The 13,830-nt window shown below is 66.5% G+C and carries 11 protein-coding genes; 10 read left to right on the plus strand and 1 reads right to left on the minus strand.

Features of this window, described 5'->3' with window-relative positions; all coding sequences use genetic code 11:
- Nucleotides 1–226: 226 nt before the first annotated feature.
- Genes O3299_RS08940 through O3299_RS08955 form a run of 4 tightly spaced genes read left to right on the plus strand, consistent with a single transcriptional unit; the run spans nucleotide 227 to nucleotide 5,821 of the window.
- Nucleotides 227–1,537 carry an O-acetylhomoserine aminocarboxypropyltransferase gene (locus tag O3299_RS08940; protein ID WP_305062092.1) on the plus strand — a complete coding sequence of 437 codons (1,311 nt, stop codon included), beginning with the start codon at nucleotides 227–229 and terminating at the stop codon, nucleotides 1,535–1,537.
- Between the two features lies 1 nt (nucleotide 1,538).
- Nucleotides 1,539–2,351: an alpha/beta fold hydrolase gene (locus O3299_RS08945; protein ID WP_305062093.1), complete on the plus strand. Its 813-nt coding sequence runs from the start codon at nucleotides 1,539–1,541 to the stop codon at nucleotides 2,349–2,351.
- Nucleotides 2,352–2,390: 39 nt separating this feature from the next.
- Nucleotides 2,391–3,794, plus strand: a complete 1,404-nt coding sequence (locus tag O3299_RS08950; protein ID WP_305062094.1) for a PoNe immunity protein domain-containing protein — start codon at nucleotides 2,391–2,393, stop codon at nucleotides 3,792–3,794.
- Between the two features lie 26 nt (nucleotides 3,795–3,820).
- Nucleotides 3,821–5,821 carry a WG repeat-containing protein gene (locus O3299_RS08955; RefSeq protein WP_305062095.1) on the plus strand — a complete coding sequence of 667 codons (2,001 nt, stop codon included), beginning with the start codon at nucleotides 3,821–3,823 and terminating at the stop codon, nucleotides 5,819–5,821.
- Nucleotides 5,822–5,841: 20 nt separating this feature from the next.
- Here O3299_RS08955 and O3299_RS08960 read toward each other — a convergent pair whose 3' ends face one another.
- Nucleotides 5,842–7,218 (minus strand): YihY family inner membrane protein, encoded by a 1,377-nt coding sequence (locus O3299_RS08960; protein WP_305062096.1) that lies wholly within the window; start codon nucleotides 7,216–7,218, stop codon nucleotides 5,842–5,844.
- 67 nt (nucleotides 7,219–7,285) lie between these two features.
- On the opposite strand from O3299_RS08960, the gene wrbA reads away from it, so the two are divergent.
- Genes wrbA through O3299_RS08990 form a run of 6 tightly spaced genes read left to right on the plus strand, consistent with a single transcriptional unit; the run spans nucleotide 7,286 to nucleotide 13,811 of the window.
- Complete coding sequence (gene wrbA / locus O3299_RS08965; protein ID WP_099410250.1) at nucleotides 7,286–7,894, plus strand: NAD(P)H:quinone oxidoreductase; 609 nt, start codon at nucleotides 7,286–7,288, stop codon at nucleotides 7,892–7,894.
- Entirely contained in the window at nucleotides 7,894–8,304 is a 411-nt protein-coding gene (locus O3299_RS08970; RefSeq protein ID WP_099667632.1) for a DUF2069 domain-containing protein, read from the plus strand. Before wrbA ends, O3299_RS08970 begins: the two co-directional genes overlap by 1 nt.
- 11 nt (nucleotides 8,305–8,315) lie before the next feature.
- On the plus strand, nucleotides 8,316–9,731 hold the full coding sequence (locus tag O3299_RS08975) for an FAD-binding oxidoreductase (RefSeq protein WP_305062097.1): 1,416 nt from the start codon (nucleotides 8,316–8,318) through the stop codon (nucleotides 9,729–9,731).
- Nucleotides 9,728–10,156, plus strand: coding sequence for a DUF4124 domain-containing protein (locus tag O3299_RS08980; protein WP_305052229.1), 429 nt, complete (start codon nucleotides 9,728–9,730; stop codon nucleotides 10,154–10,156). Before O3299_RS08975 ends, O3299_RS08980 begins: the two co-directional genes overlap by 4 nt.
- Nucleotides 10,144–12,735 carry an FtsX-like permease family protein gene (locus O3299_RS08985; protein WP_305062098.1) on the plus strand — a complete coding sequence of 864 codons (2,592 nt, stop codon included), beginning with the start codon at nucleotides 10,144–10,146 and terminating at the stop codon, nucleotides 12,733–12,735. The genes O3299_RS08980 and O3299_RS08985 overlap by 13 nt, the downstream gene beginning before the upstream one ends.
- Nucleotides 12,735–13,811 (plus strand): carotenoid 1,2-hydratase, encoded by a 1,077-nt coding sequence (locus O3299_RS08990; protein WP_305062099.1) that lies wholly within the window; start codon nucleotides 12,735–12,737, stop codon nucleotides 13,809–13,811. Before O3299_RS08985 ends, O3299_RS08990 begins: the two co-directional genes overlap by 1 nt.
- Nucleotides 13,812–13,830: the final 19 nt, after the last annotated feature.

The following is a 13,830-nucleotide window of genomic DNA, read 5'->3' on the forward strand; positions in this document are numbered from 1 at the left end:
CACGTAGCAGCCTTCCCTGCGGCGCGGCGCACGCGCACAAGTCAAACAGCCCGAATATCGCTGATCCGGTATCCTACCACCGCCGCACCGCAGCGGTCACTTTTTTTACACTGCAGGTTACACACACCCCCCGCCAGCACGGCGCCATGCGCCCTGCACACGAGCCCTTTTGCTCAGATGCAAATCAGGTTACGATCTTGCCACTATAAAACTTGGCGGAGACACCATGAGCGGCCCGAAATACCCCGGTTTCGACACTTTATCCCTGCATGCGGGCGCGGCGCCCGACCCGGCCACGGGCGCGCGCGCCACGCCCATCCATTTCACGTCCTCGTTTGCCTTCAAGAGTTCGGAGCATGCGGCTTCGCTGTTCAATATGGAGCGGGCCGGCCACGTGTACTCGCGCATCTCGAACCCCACCAACGCCGTGCTGGAAGAGCGCATCGCCGCCCTTGAAGGGGGCGTGGCCGGCATCGCCACGGCCAGCGGCCAGGCCGCCATGCACCTGGGTTTATGCACCATCGCGGGCGCGGGATCGCACATCGTCGCGTCGCGCGCCCTGTACGGCGGCTCGCAGAACCTGCTGGCCTACACCTTGAAACGCTTCGGCATAACCACGACGTTCGTCGACCCGCGCGACGTGGACGCCTGGCGCGCCGCCATCCGCCCGAATACCAAGGTACTGTTCGCCGAAACCCTGGGCAATCCCGGCCTCGACGTGCTCGACATCCCCCGGATTGCCGCCCTGGCGCACGAGCACCACCTGCCGCTGATGCTCGATTCGACCTTCACCACGCCGTATCTGCTGCGGCCCTTCGAGCATGGCGCCGACCTGGTATTCCACTCGGCCACCAAGTTCCTGTGCGGCCATGGCACGGCCATCGGCGGCTTGCTCGTCGATGGCGGCACCTTCGACTGGCAGGCGGCGTACGACAAGACGGGGCGTTTCGCCGAACTGTGCGAACCGTATGACGGTTTCCACGGCATGGTCTTCGCCGAGGAATCGACGGTGGCGCCGTTCGCCCTGCGCGCGCGGCGCGAAGGCTTGCGCGATTTCGGCGCCGTCATGAGCCCGCACAATGCCTTCGCCATCCTGCAAGGCATCGAAACCCTGGGTTTGCGCATGGACCGCCACGTGGCCAACACGCGCAAGATCATCGACTTCCTGCTGGCCAATCCGGCCGTGGAATCCGTGTCCTACCCCGAGCTGCCGTCGCATCCCGATTACGAACTGGCGAAAACCCTGCTGCCGAAAGGCGCGGGCGGCGTGTTCACCTTCCGTCTGCGCGGCGACCGCGCGGCCGGCCAGCGCTTTGTCGACAGCCTGAAGATCTTTTCGCACCTGGCCAACGTGGGCGACGCCAAGTCGCTCGTCATCCACCCCGCTTCCACCACGCATTTCCGCGTGCCCGACGATCAGCTGGCGCAGGCGGGCATCACACAGGGCACCATGCGTTTATCGGTGGGGCTGGAAGACGCGGACGATTTGATCGAAGACCTGGCCCGTGGCCTGAAACTGTCGCAGAAAGGCGCCTGAGATGCTGTTCACCATCGACAATACCACCGCCTACTGCTACATGGGCGGCAAAGCTTTTGACCCGAATCAACCGACGGCCGTCTTCATCCACGGCGCGCAGAACGACCATTCCGTGTGGGCCCTGCAGACGCGCTACTTTGCCCACCACGGCTGGAACGTGCTGGCCGTCGACTTGCCGGGACACGGCCGCAGCGGGGGCAAGGCCAGGGACAATGTGGCCGACCTGGCCCGCTGGATCCTGGCCGTGCTGGACGCGGCCGGCGCGCCCAGGGCCATGCTGGCCGGCCACAGCATGGGTTCATTGATCGCGCTGGAAGCGGCATTCCTGGCGCCCGGGCGTATCAGCCACCTGGCCATGCTGGGGTCCACCTACCCGATGAAGGTCTCGCCCGCGCTGCTGGAAACGTCGCTGAGCGATGAACAGGCGGCCATCGACATGGTCAATATCTGGTCGCACTCGTCGATCGCGCAAAAGCCGTCGTTTCCCGGCCCGGGCTTTTATGCCATGGGCGGCGCGCGGCGCCTGAAGCAGCGCATCGCCGCCCTCAACCCCGATCACGTGTTTCACACGGATTTTTTCGCCTGCAATGCCTACGCGAACGGCGAAATCGCCGCCGCTTCGGTACACTGCCCCACTTTATTCATTTTCGGCGCGCGCGACATGATGACGCCGCCCAAATCGACCCGCTTGCTAACTTCAAGCATCGCGCATGGCACCGTGGTGCAGGTCGACAGCGGGCACGAATTGATGGCCGAACAACCGGACGCCGTGCTCGACGCGCTGTTTGCGTTTGCGCAAAGCACGCCGGCATGACGCCATGCCACGCACGTGTTTTTTTAGGATAGATGCACCATGTTGTTGAATACCCTGTTTGACGAATTGACAGGCCGCGGCAGCGGCACGGAAGCGGCGCGGCGCGAACGCTATGAATGGCTGGAACAGCTGCGCTGCGCCAATCCGCAGGCGGCCGAAGGCGGCCCCATGGCCGGCATCCCGGGCCACCACTGGTACCGGCTGCCGCAGGCGCTCGGCGTCGCCGGACAAGAATCCGACCTGCTGGTCGGCACCCTGAACGCCCAGTACCTGGTGTTCGCGGGCCGCCACGCGGCAGCTTTCGCGGCCGAACTGGGCCTGCAATACGACGCCAACAACCGCATCGACCGCCCCGGCGGCATCGACGAACTGCTCGACGCCTATGAAGAACAGGCCGAGGGCAGCTGGAGCACCGTGGCGACAGGCCAGGCGGCGCCGCCGCTGGCCGGCTGGGACGATGTGTACTTCCGCGTGCGCGACCTGAGCGACGGCAAGGCCATCCAGAGCGTGACCACCATCGCCTACGAGAGCAGCCGCTTTCCTGGCTACACCCTGCTGGGCACGACCCTGGTGGGCGCGGGCGCCATCGCGCACGACGACGAGACGGCGGAATATCTGCAGCAAGTCTTCGCCGACTGGGCCATCCAGCGCGATTGCGCCGATGCCTGTCCGCCGGCATCCGCACCCTGGCCCCATGCACCGCGCCAGGCGCCGCCCGAGACGTACGACACTGCGTTCGACTTTGCCCGCAACCTCGCCTACCTCGACGCCCTGCTGGCTGCCTATGTCCGCGCGCAGGCGCAGGCGCAAGTCGATGGCGGCGACGACGCCTACTGGGCTTGCGCGGCCGCCAGCACGGCTTACCAGGTCTTCTCGCTGCGCTACACGGCAGGCTTGTCCTTGCCTGACGTGGAAACGGCGCTGGAAGCGGCCATCGCCGCCTGCGAAACGGCGCGCGCGGCCCTGGCCGCGGCCTACGATGACGATGGCTTGCCCGCCTTTGATTTCGAACAATTGACGGATTACGCGCGCACCTTGCAGTTGCTGGGCGCGACCCTGCTGTTCGGCCGCCACGACCTGGCCACGCGCCTGGCCGCCCTGCAGACGGCCTTCGATGGCGAAGATGGCGTGTACGAGGCGCTACTGTCCGCCATCGATCCGCAGCGTCCCGCCGTCGACGAATGGTATTTCGCCGAGCCTTATTCGGCCCTGTACGAGTGCCTGGACGCGGACGATCCCGCGCAGCAGCTCGAGCACCTGCGGCATTACCTGGCTACCTGGCATGGCGCGCTGGTGCGCGAAGACTGGTTCAACGGCCATTTGCGCGCGCAGGGCCTGGGCGGCTATTACGGCCTGTGGGCCTTCGAGGCCGCCGCCGCGGCAAAGCAGCTGGGGCTCGATCGCGGCGCGCTGGCGCACTGGTTCATGCCGCCGGCGCCCTGACCATCCAACATTTTGAACGAAGAGACATGATCAATACCGCAGCCCTGTTCAGCACCGCCTTTTTGCCCGGCCAGGCCGGTTTCGACACCGATACGATCACGGGCCTGGCCGAATGGCGGCTGGACATACCGATGCTGTTCAAGCTGCTCGTCGGCGCCGGCGCGCAAGCCACCGCCTGGCCCATCTACGGCGATGGCGAAGACTGTCCCTGCGTGCTGGCAGCGCCAATGGTCCAGGCGCAAGCCAGCTGGCAAGCCTTGTCCGCCCTGATGGACAGGCCGCGCGACGCGGCCGCCATCGTCGCGCGCAGCGCCATCAGCACCCTGCTGGCGGGCGGCCAGCCGTGGCTGATCCTCGATTGCGTGCAGCTGATCCCGCACGATATCGGCACGCCGGAGTACGCGGCCGGGCTCGAGGGCCTGCGCGCCGAGGCGCAAGCCCTGCACCTTGCCCTGCAGCGTGGCGACAAGGAAGCGCTGACGCCCCTGCTGGACGCCGGCGCCGCATCGCCGGCCACCGGCTACTGGTCGGCCACGGCCGACGCGCAGCTGGCCGATGTCGAAGAACTCGGTGCGGACGAGCTGCCTTTCCTGCAAGGCCTGGAAGTGGTGGGATGGGAGGAAGACGCGCTGTGCTATGAAGTGAGCGCCGCCGGCGAACCGGCAGTCACCGGCCTGGTCACGCCCTATGGCCGCTGGATCGTGCCGCTGTCGCAGCGCTATGTCGACCTGGGCGTTTACTACGCGGACGATGGCTGGATCACCTTTGCCACGGCGGATGCGCCCGATGCGCACGGCGTGCTGGACCTCAACGGCACGGTGGTGCTGCCACCCGCCCCCGGCGCCCTGTATGTGATTACCCCCCATCTGTTGCAACAGATCGATGCAGACGGCGCCAGCCGCCTGCTGCGCCTGCCAGATGGCGCGCTGCTCATCGACAGGGTGGACAACATGTGCCAGCGCGAAGACGGCTTGATCGACATCGAACGCCAGACGGATCAGACGGACGATGACGGGAAGCGCAATGTCTGCGGCGTGCTCGACAAGATCGGCAAGGTCGTGGTGCCGCCCGCCTACAGCTCCGTGCAGGATTTCGGCACGAAGAAAAAAATCGCCGTCGTCAGCCAGCGCATCGCCGGGCGCTTCCTGTTTGGCCTGGTGAATAGCCAGGGCGAGCTGCTGGCGCCCTGCCAGTACGAAGCCATCGACTGCGCCACCACCTCGTCGCCGCCCAAATTGCGCAAGAACCTGATCTTCGCCATCGACGCGCAAGGACTGGCTTGCATGCTGACCCTGGATGGAAAACAGGCCTTCACGCCCCTGTATCCGCCCGCCCACCATCTGCGCGGCGTGGCCGTGCAAAGCGACTTTTTATATGTCGTCAAGGATGGCATGGCCTGGAGCATGGATTTCACGGGCCAGCTGTTGGAACAGTTCGACACCGTGGAAAACTTCAAGGCGGCCATCACGGCCCAGTTGAGCGAGGCCATGGGCCTGAGCAAGAAAAAACCCGTCAGGCGCCGCAGCTTTACGCCCGCGCAAATCCTGGCAAAGGCCGACCGCGCGCAGTTGCGCAGCATGGCCGCCCTGTTCTTGCAGGGCGATGCGGACCTGGCCGCGCGCTGCGTGGACATCACGCTCGACGAGCTGGCGGAGGATGATCCGGAAGAAGAATACGAAGGCGACACGCCCGCAGCGGCCTGTTTCTTCCTGCTGTGGTCCACGGCCGCCCACACGCTGGGCCACGGCACCACCCTGGACTGGAAAGCCGTCGATGAAGTGCCGCGCATCGTCCAGCATATCGACCTGCCCGCGCTGCGCGATTTTTCCTGGGCGGAGCGCGAGGATGGCGACGCGATGGCCGAGGGCCTGGCCGCCATCGCCGCCCACCTGGCGCCGCATCAGCTGCGCCTGATCAACATGCACGGCGGTGAAGACACGTATTATCTGGGTGTGGTGCGGGCGCAGGATGCGGCCGCGTTCAAGGCAGCGGCGCTGCTGGCGGCCTTGCGGCCCGTGGTGTACTAAGACCGCTCAGTTAAGACCGCTCAGTTGCATTTGACGGTGCCGAAATGCTGCGCCAAAGTCAGGCCCAGTCCCTGCTCCACGGCGTTTTCCACCTGCGCCGCCAGGGCTGCCGCTTCTTCGGCCGCCTGGATATCGCGTTCATTGGTGGAGCCGGCCGGATAGCCGGAGTTCACGCGCATGCCGCCGAAGACGAACAAGCGGTAGACGTCGGCCAGGCTGATGCGGTTGACATTGCCCAGCAAGACCCAGTGGTCGGAACTGTCGGCCACGCGCTTGCCCCACTGCACCCGCACGGCGCCCTCCACGTTGACTCTTCCCACCCAGCCCTGCTGCACCATCTTGTCGAGCAGGGTTTCCATTTCCTCGAAGCCCAGGCGCGTGCTGCGGCGGATCTCGGCGGCGCCGACCAGGGCCGAATCGCCGCAGTGGCAAGCCTGGTGCAGCACTTTCAAGATGGCGACGGCGTCAACGAATTCGCTGCCCGGCGCCGCCTCGTACCACCAGCGTTCGTATTTCACGACGGGCAAGGCGGCCACCAGCAAGGCGCCCACGAGGGTGATCATCCAGCTCAGGTAAATCCACACGAGGAACAGCGGCAAGGCGGCCAGTGCGCCGTAGATGCGCGAATAGGTGGGAAATTCCTGGATGAATTCACCGAAGCCCCGCTTGGCCACCTCGAACGCCAGCGCCGCCAGCAAGCCGCCCCAGGCCGCGTCGCGCCAATCCACGTCGCGGTTCGGCACGGCAATGTACAGCAATGTAAACGCCAGCATGGTCAGGCCGATCGACACCAGCGTATAAAACACGGCGCCCAGGAAAGGCACGGCGCCCACCACCCCGCTGGTGGCCATGAAGAGGCGCGACGTCACCGTCAGCGACACGCCCACCAGCAGCGGCCCCAGGGTGACGATGGCCCAGTAGACAAGCAAGCGTTTGGTCCAGCGGCGTTCCTGGCGCACGCGCCAGATGCGGTTGAAGACGCGCTCGATCAAACCCATCATGCCCACCGACGTGACGATCAGGGCGCCCGCGCCGATGGCCGACAATCGCGTGGCCTTCGAGGCGAACGTGGTCAGATAATCGAGGATGGTGTTCGATATGCCCTTGGGCATCACGCTTTGCACGAAATAATCTTCCAGCGCATGGCGGAAGGTATTAAATAGCGGGAAAGTGGTGAAGATCGCCAGGGCCAGGGTCAGCAGCGGCACCAGCGCAAACACGGTGGCGAACGTCAGGCTGCCGGCCACCTGCGGCAGGCTTTCCTCGCGCACGCGGCGGCGCGCGAACTGCAGCAAGTCGCGCGTTTCGGACCAGGTCAGGCCGCGCACGGCGGCCAGCCCGATGCTCAGGGCGCGCCACAGGTATTGGAAGAACGGGAATATATATTTTGAAAACATGTGCAAAATCAGAACGGCGCCATGACAGCAGTCGTATCAGGCTGTAAAGCGCCCTATAATACCAATGATGAAGCCAACCAATCTGATTATTCTCGTATTGTTTTATTCACGCCATGGCGCCACGCGCCAGTTGGCCGAGTTGATAGCCCAGGGAGTGGAAAGCGTGCCCGGTTGCGACGCCCGCCTGCGCACCGTGCCCGCCGTCTCGACGGTGACGGAAGCGACGGCGCCCGAAGTGCCCCTTGACGGCGCGCCCTACGTGGAACTGGACGACCTGCAGGAGTGCGCGGGCCTGGCCTTGGGCTCGCCCACGCGCTTCGGCAACATGGCCGCCGCCATGAAGTACTTCTGGGACGGCACGGCCAGCGACTGGCTGGCCGGCAGCCTGTCCGGCAAGCCCGCCTGCGTGTTCACGTCCACGGGCAGCCTGCACGGCGGCCAGGAATCGACCCTGCTGTCGATGATGATCCCCCTCTTCCACCACGGCATGCTGGTCATGGGCTTGCCCTACACGCATCCGGAACTGATGACGACGTCCACGGGCGGCTCGCCGTATGGCGCCACGCACTGGTCTGGCATAGACGGCGACAAGGCCCTGAGCGACGATGAAAAGCGCCTGGCCATCGCCCTGGGCCGGCGCCTGGCGGAAAACGCCGCGAAACTGGCGGGCGCGTGATGCACGGCGCACTGCACAAATATTTTCACTGGGGCGCCATCGCCAGCCTCGTCACCCTGATCGTCTGGTGCGTGCTGTGGGAAACCGTCGTCGCGCCGCTGCAGCCGGGCGGCTCCTGGGTCGTCCTGAAGGCGGCGCCCCTGCTCATACCCCTGTACGGCGTCATCAAGCGCGACGTGTACACCCTGCAATGGTCGTCGATGGTGATCCTGCTGTACTTCACGGAAGGCGTGGTGCGCGGCTACAGCGACACGAACCCCGTCTCGGCCCGGATGGCCTGGGGCGAGGCGGCCATCGTCTGCATCTATTTTGCCTGCGCCGTGCTGTATCTGCGCCCATATAAAAAGGCGGCCAAGCGCATGGCCAGGGAATTGCTGGAAAAAGTGACTAAAGTGAGCATCAAGAAATGAACGACAAGCCCATGACTGACCAAGCCGACTTCCTCGCCGCCTGCCGCGACCTGCTGGGCGACGCCTACGTCCTCACCCTGGACGCCGACACGGCGCCCTTCCTCACCGACTGGCGCGACCGTTTCACGGGCAAGGCCCTGGCCGTGCTGCGCCCCGCCACGGTGGAGCAAGTGGCAGCAATCCTGCGCGCCTGCGCGCAATGGCGCGTCCCCGTCGTGCCGCAAGGCGGCAACACGGGCCTGGTCCTGGGCAGCATCCCGGACGCCGCCGGCACGGCCATCGTGCTGTCGCTGGCGCGCCTGAACGGCATCCGCGCGCTCGATCCCGTCAACCGCACCATCACGGTGGACGCGGGCTGCATCCTGCAAACCATCCAGGAAGCGGCCAGCGCCGCCGGTTGCCTGTTCCCCCTGTCGCTGGCGGCCGAAGGCAGTTGCACCATCGGCGGCAACCTGGCGACGAATGCGGGCGGCACGGCCGTACTGCGCTACGGCAACACGCGCGAACTGTGCCTGGGCCTGGAAGTGGTCACACCGCAGGGCGAGATCTGGAGCGGCTTGCGCGGCTTGCGCAAGGACAACACGGGCTACGATTTGCGCGACCTGTACATCGGCGCCGAAGGCACCCTGGGAATTATCACCGGCGCCGTCATGAAGTTGTACCCGCAGCCGAAAGCCTGCATCACGGCGCTGGCCGCCATGCCCTCGCCCGCCCACGCCCTGCGCCTGCTCTCGCTGATGCAGGACCATTGCGGCGCCAGCCTGACGGGTTTTGAACTGATGTCGCAGTATTGCCTGCAGCTGGTGGCGGAGCAGTTCCCGCAGCTGCCGCGCCCATTCACCGACGCGCACGGCCAATATGTGCTGCTCGAATTGTCCAGTAGCCAGTCCGAGGCGCACGCCGTGGAATTGCTGGAAGCGAGCATCGGCGCGGCCCTGGAAGACGAATTGATCGAAGACGCCGTCGTCGCCAGTTCCGTGGCGCAGTCCGAGGGACTGTGGCAGCTGCGCGAACACATCCCGCTGGCGCAGGCGCAGGCGGGCAAGAACATCAAGCACGACATCTCGCTGCCGATTTCCCGCATCGCCGATTTCATCGCCGTTACCGACGTCGCATTGGCAACGGCCTTCCCCGGCTGCCAGCTCGTGTGCTTCGGCCACCTGGGCGACGGCAACCTGCATTACAACGTGGCGCCGCCAGCCGGCATGACGGACCAGGATTTCCTCGCCAACCAGGATGCCATCAACCGCATCGTGCACGACCAGGTCCACGCTTTTGGTGGTTCGATTTCGGCCGAACACGGCATCGGCGCGCTGAAAAAGGCCGATCTCGCCCACTACAAGTCGCCGCTGGAATTGCAGCTGATGCGCGCCGTGAAGCAGGCGCTGGACCCGCAGAACATCATGAATCCGGGGAAGATATTGTGAAGCCGTCGCCCCTCCTGCTATGCGCCATGGCCTTGCTGGCCGGCTCCGCCAGTGCGCAGGACGTCTACAAGTGCGTGAAGGATGGCCAGAGCAGCTATAGCGCCACGCCCTGCACGGCCGGCCAGCTGCAAATCCTGGAAATCCCCGCGCCGCCGCCCGCCGTCGACAAGGGCGCGGCCACGCGCCAGGAACGGGTGGCCAGCCAGATGGAAGCGGCGCGCAAGAAGCAGGAGCAGCTGGAAGACCAGGCGCGCGAACGGGGCGCCAGGCAGCAGGAAATCCACGAGAAGCACTGCGCGCAGCTGCGCCTGGAGCAGAAATGGGCGGCGCAGGACGCCGTCGGCGCGGGCGACAAGAACCGCGATGCGGCGCAATTGAAAGCACGGCGCGCCGGCGAACGCCTGGCCGTCGAATGCCTGCATTGAGTGCGCCGGCAGCCGATCCTGCGGGCACGCGCCTGCTTTCTCGCTGGCTGCTGCTGGGCGAATGGCGCGCGCATCCCGTGCGCGCCCTCGTCGCCATCCTGGCCATCGCCATCGGCGTATCGCTGGGCTTTGCCATCCACCTGATCAACGCGGCCGCCTTCAATGAATTTTCCACGGCCGTCAAAAGCCTGTCCGGCCAGGCCGACGTGCAGGTGGCCGGGCGCGAAGCGCTGTTCGATGAAGCCATCTACCCATGGCTGGCGCAGCGCGACGGCGTGGCTGTCGCTTCGCCCGTGCTGGAACTGCAGGCCACGGTGGCGGGCAAGAAGGATGGCGGCCCGCTGCACATCCTGGCGCTCGACGTCTTCCGCGCCGGCTTCATCTCGCCCGACCTGATCGGCGCGCCGGCCGAAGGCCAGCCTTTCGACACCCTGGCCGACGACGCCGTCTTTTTGTCGCCGGCCGCCTTGCGCTGGCTCAATGTAGCCCAAGGCGGCGAGGTCGCCCTGCAATCGGGCACGGGCACGGTGCCGCTGCGCGTGGCCGGTTCGCTGCAGCGCGCACGCGCCGGCCAGCGCATCGCCGTGATGGATATCGGCGCGGCGCAATGGCGCTTCAACAAGCTGGGCAAGCTGTCGCGCATCGACCTGAAACTGCGCCAGGGCGTCAACCGCGACGCCTTCCAGGCCGAGTTGGCGCGGGCGCTGGAAGCCCGCTATCCGGGGCGCTTCCAGGTGGGCCAGCCCAACGACGAAAACCAGAATAGCCGCAACAATAATCTCAGCCGCGCCTACCGGGTCAACCTGACGGTGCTGGCCCTCGTCGCCCTGTTTACGGGAGCGTTCCTCGTGTTTTCCACGCAGGCGCTGTCCGTCATCCGCCGCCGCGGCCAGTTCGCGCTGCTGCGCGTGCTGGGCATGGAACGGGGCCGGCTGCTGCGCCAGGTGCTGCTGGAAGGCGCCAGCCTGGGCGTCGTCGGCGCCGGCCTGGGCATCGCGGGCGGCTACGCCATGGCGGCCGTGGCCCTGCGCTTCTTCGGCGGCGACCTGGGCGCCGGCTATTTCGCGGGCGTGCAGCCGCAGGTGCAATTCACGCCCGTCGCCGCCTTCGTCTATTTTATCCTCGGCCTCGGCGTCGCCTTGCTGGGATGCGCCGCGCCCGCGCTGGAAGCGGCGCGCGCGGCGCCCGCCATCGCCCTGAAATCGGGCAGCGAGGAAGTCGTGACGACGCGCCTGGCGAAAACCTGGCCCGCGCTGGTCTGCCTGCTGCTGGCCGGCGCCCTGACGTTCCTGCCGCCCGTGTTCGAGCTGCCCCTGTTCGGCTATCTGTCCATCGCGCTGCTGCTGATCGGCGCCATCGCCCTGATGCCGCAACTGGCCGCCGTCGTCTTCCGCTTCCTGCAGCGCGCCTGGCTGCGCACGGAGACCAGCCTGCATGCGCCCGTGCGCAGCCTGACCCTGGCCCGCCTGGCGAACGCCTCGGGCCAGGCCGGCATCGCCCTCGGCGGCGTGCTGTCGAGCTTTAGCCTGATGGTGGCGATGGCCATCATGGTGTCGAGTTTCCGCGTTTCCGTCGACGACTGGCTGCTGCAGATCTTGCCGGCCGACGTGTACGCGCGCACGGCCGCCAGCGGCGGCACGGCAGGCTTGAATCCACGCGAACAGGCCAGCATCACCGCCCTGCCCGACGTGGCCAGGGTGGATTTCCAGCGCCTGCGCTCGCTGTCGCTGGCGCCCGACCGACCGAATGTGGTGCTGCTGGCGCGCCCGATCCTGCTGTCCGATCCGGGCAAGAGCATGGTGCTGGTGGGTGACACCCTGCCCGTGCCGGCAGGGGAGAAACCCGTCTGGCTGTCGGAGGCGGCGGCCGACCTGTACAACGTCAAACCGGGCCAGCAGATAGCCCTGCCGCTGGCAGGCGGCTTGCACAAGTTCTTCATCGCCGGCATCTGGCGCGACTATGCGCGCTCTTCCGGCGCCATCCAGATGCCGCTGGACGACTACCGCGCGCTGACGGGCGACCTTGATGTCAGCGACGCCGCCCTGTGGCTGGCCAAGGACGCCACGGGCGACGCGCTGCAACAGCGCCTGAAAGCGCTGCCGTTCGGCGCCAGCCTGGAAGTGTCGAATCCGTCGGCCATCCGCGCCCTGAGCCTGCAGATTTTCGACCGCAGCTTCGCCGTCACCTATCTGCTGGAAGCCATCGCCATCGTCATCGGCCTGTTCGGCGTGGCCGCCACGTTTTCCGCGCAAACGCTGGCGCGCGCCCGCGAATTCGGCATGCTGCGCCACGTGGGCGTGACGCGCGGGCAGATTTTGTCCATCCTGGCGCTCGAAGGCGGCGCGCTGACGGCGCTGGGCATCGCCACCGGTTTCATCCTGGGCCTCTTGATCAGCTTTGTGCTCGTCTTCATCGTCAATCCGCAATCGTTCCACTGGACCATGCAGCTGCACTTGCCGTGGCCATTGATCGCCACCGTGGCCGGCGCCCTGCTGACGGCGGCCGCCGCCACGGCGCTGATCGCGGGCAGACAAGCCTTGTCCGCTGGCCCCATCCGCGCCGTCAGGGAGGACTGGTAATGCGTCGTGTTTTCATCTTGTCATTGGCGCTGGCGCTGCCTGCGCTGGCCGCGCCGCCCGCCTTTGCCCCCGTCACGCCGCTGCCGGCCGGCGAGACCCTGCGCCTGCCGCACGACTTCGGCGCCCATCCCGCGTATAAGACGGAATGGTGGTACGCCACGGGCTGGGTCAAAACGGCCGGCGGCGAGCAGCTGGGCTACCAGGTGACCTTCTTTCGCAGCGCCACGGCCACCGATACGGACAACCCCAGCGCGTTTGCGCCGAAACAGCTGATCATCGGCCATGCGGCCCTGTCCGATCCCAAGGTGGGCAAGCTGCTGCACGACGAGAAAAGCGCGCGCGAGGGTTTCGGCCTGGCCTACGCCAAGGTGGGCGACACGGACGTCAAACTCGACGACTGGCGCATGCAGAGGCAAACGGATGGCAGCTACCGGGTCAGCCTGGCCGCGCGCGAATTCAACCTGCAGCTGACCCTCGCGCCCACCCAGCCCGTGCTGCTGCAAGGCGTTGGCGGCTATTCGCGCAAGGGCGCCCGGCCCGCGCAATCGAGTTACTACTACAGCAAGCCGCAGCTGCGCACGACGGGCACGATCGCGCGCGCGGGCGGCAAGCCGGAAGCCGTGACGGGCGCCACCTGGCTCGATCACGAGTGGTCCAGCCAGGTGCTCGATGCGGACGCCAGCGGCTGGAACTGGATAGGCGCCAACCTCGACGACGGCGGCGCCCTGATGGCCTTCCAGATCCGCAGCAAGACAGGTGCTAAACTATGGGCGCACGCGACATGGCGCGACGCGTCCGGTAAGATGACGCAGTTCGCGCCCGGCGACGTCGATTTCACGCCCACGCAGCTTTGGCGTTCGCCCCGCACGCAGGCCGAATACCCGGTCGCCACCGAGATCCGCACGGGCGCGACGCGCTGGCAGATCAAGCCGCTGCAAGCGGACCAGGAACTCGATTCGCGCCGCTCGACGGGCGCCGTGTACTGGGAAGGCGCCGTGACGGTGGAGCGCGACGGCCAGCCCGTGGGCCGCGCCTACCTGGAAATGACGGGCTATGTCCAGCCGATGAAGTTGTAAGCACTACCGAATATGTAAA

Source organism: Janthinobacterium sp. SUN176, from assembly GCF_030587335.1.
Taxonomy (GTDB): domain Bacteria; phylum Pseudomonadota; class Gammaproteobacteria; order Burkholderiales; family Burkholderiaceae_D; genus Janthinobacterium; species Janthinobacterium kumbetense.

What these genes read in the sequence shown, in the direction of transcription:
- O3299_RS08940 (WP_305062092.1), top strand. Translation starts at nt 227, where the DNA reads ATGAGCGGCCCGAAATACCCCGGTTTCGACACTTTATCCCTGCATGCG.
- O3299_RS08945 (WP_305062093.1), top strand. Translation starts at nt 1,539, where the DNA reads ATGCTGTTCACCATCGACAATACCACCGCCTACTGCTACATGGGCGGC.
- O3299_RS08950 (WP_305062094.1), top strand. Translation starts at nt 2,391, where the DNA reads ATGTTGTTGAATACCCTGTTTGACGAATTGACAGGCCGCGGCAGCGGC.
- O3299_RS08955 (WP_305062095.1), top strand. Translation starts at nt 3,821, where the DNA reads ATGATCAATACCGCAGCCCTGTTCAGCACCGCCTTTTTGCCCGGCCAG.
- O3299_RS08960 (WP_305062096.1), bottom strand. Translation starts at nt 7,218, where the DNA reads ATGTTTTCAAAATATATATTCCCGTTCTTCCAATACCTGTGGCGCGCC.
- wrbA (WP_099410250.1), top strand. Translation starts at nt 7,286, where the DNA reads ATGAAGCCAACCAATCTGATTATTCTCGTATTGTTTTATTCACGCCAT.
- O3299_RS08970 (WP_099667632.1), top strand. Translation starts at nt 7,894, where the DNA reads ATGCACGGCGCACTGCACAAATATTTTCACTGGGGCGCCATCGCCAGC.
- O3299_RS08975 (WP_305062097.1), top strand. Translation starts at nt 8,316, where the DNA reads ATGACTGACCAAGCCGACTTCCTCGCCGCCTGCCGCGACCTGCTGGGC.
- O3299_RS08985 (WP_305062098.1), top strand. Translation starts at nt 10,144, where the DNA reads ATGCCTGCATTGAGTGCGCCGGCAGCCGATCCTGCGGGCACGCGCCTG.
- O3299_RS08990 (WP_305062099.1), top strand. Translation starts at nt 12,735, where the DNA reads ATGCGTCGTGTTTTCATCTTGTCATTGGCGCTGGCGCTGCCTGCGCTG.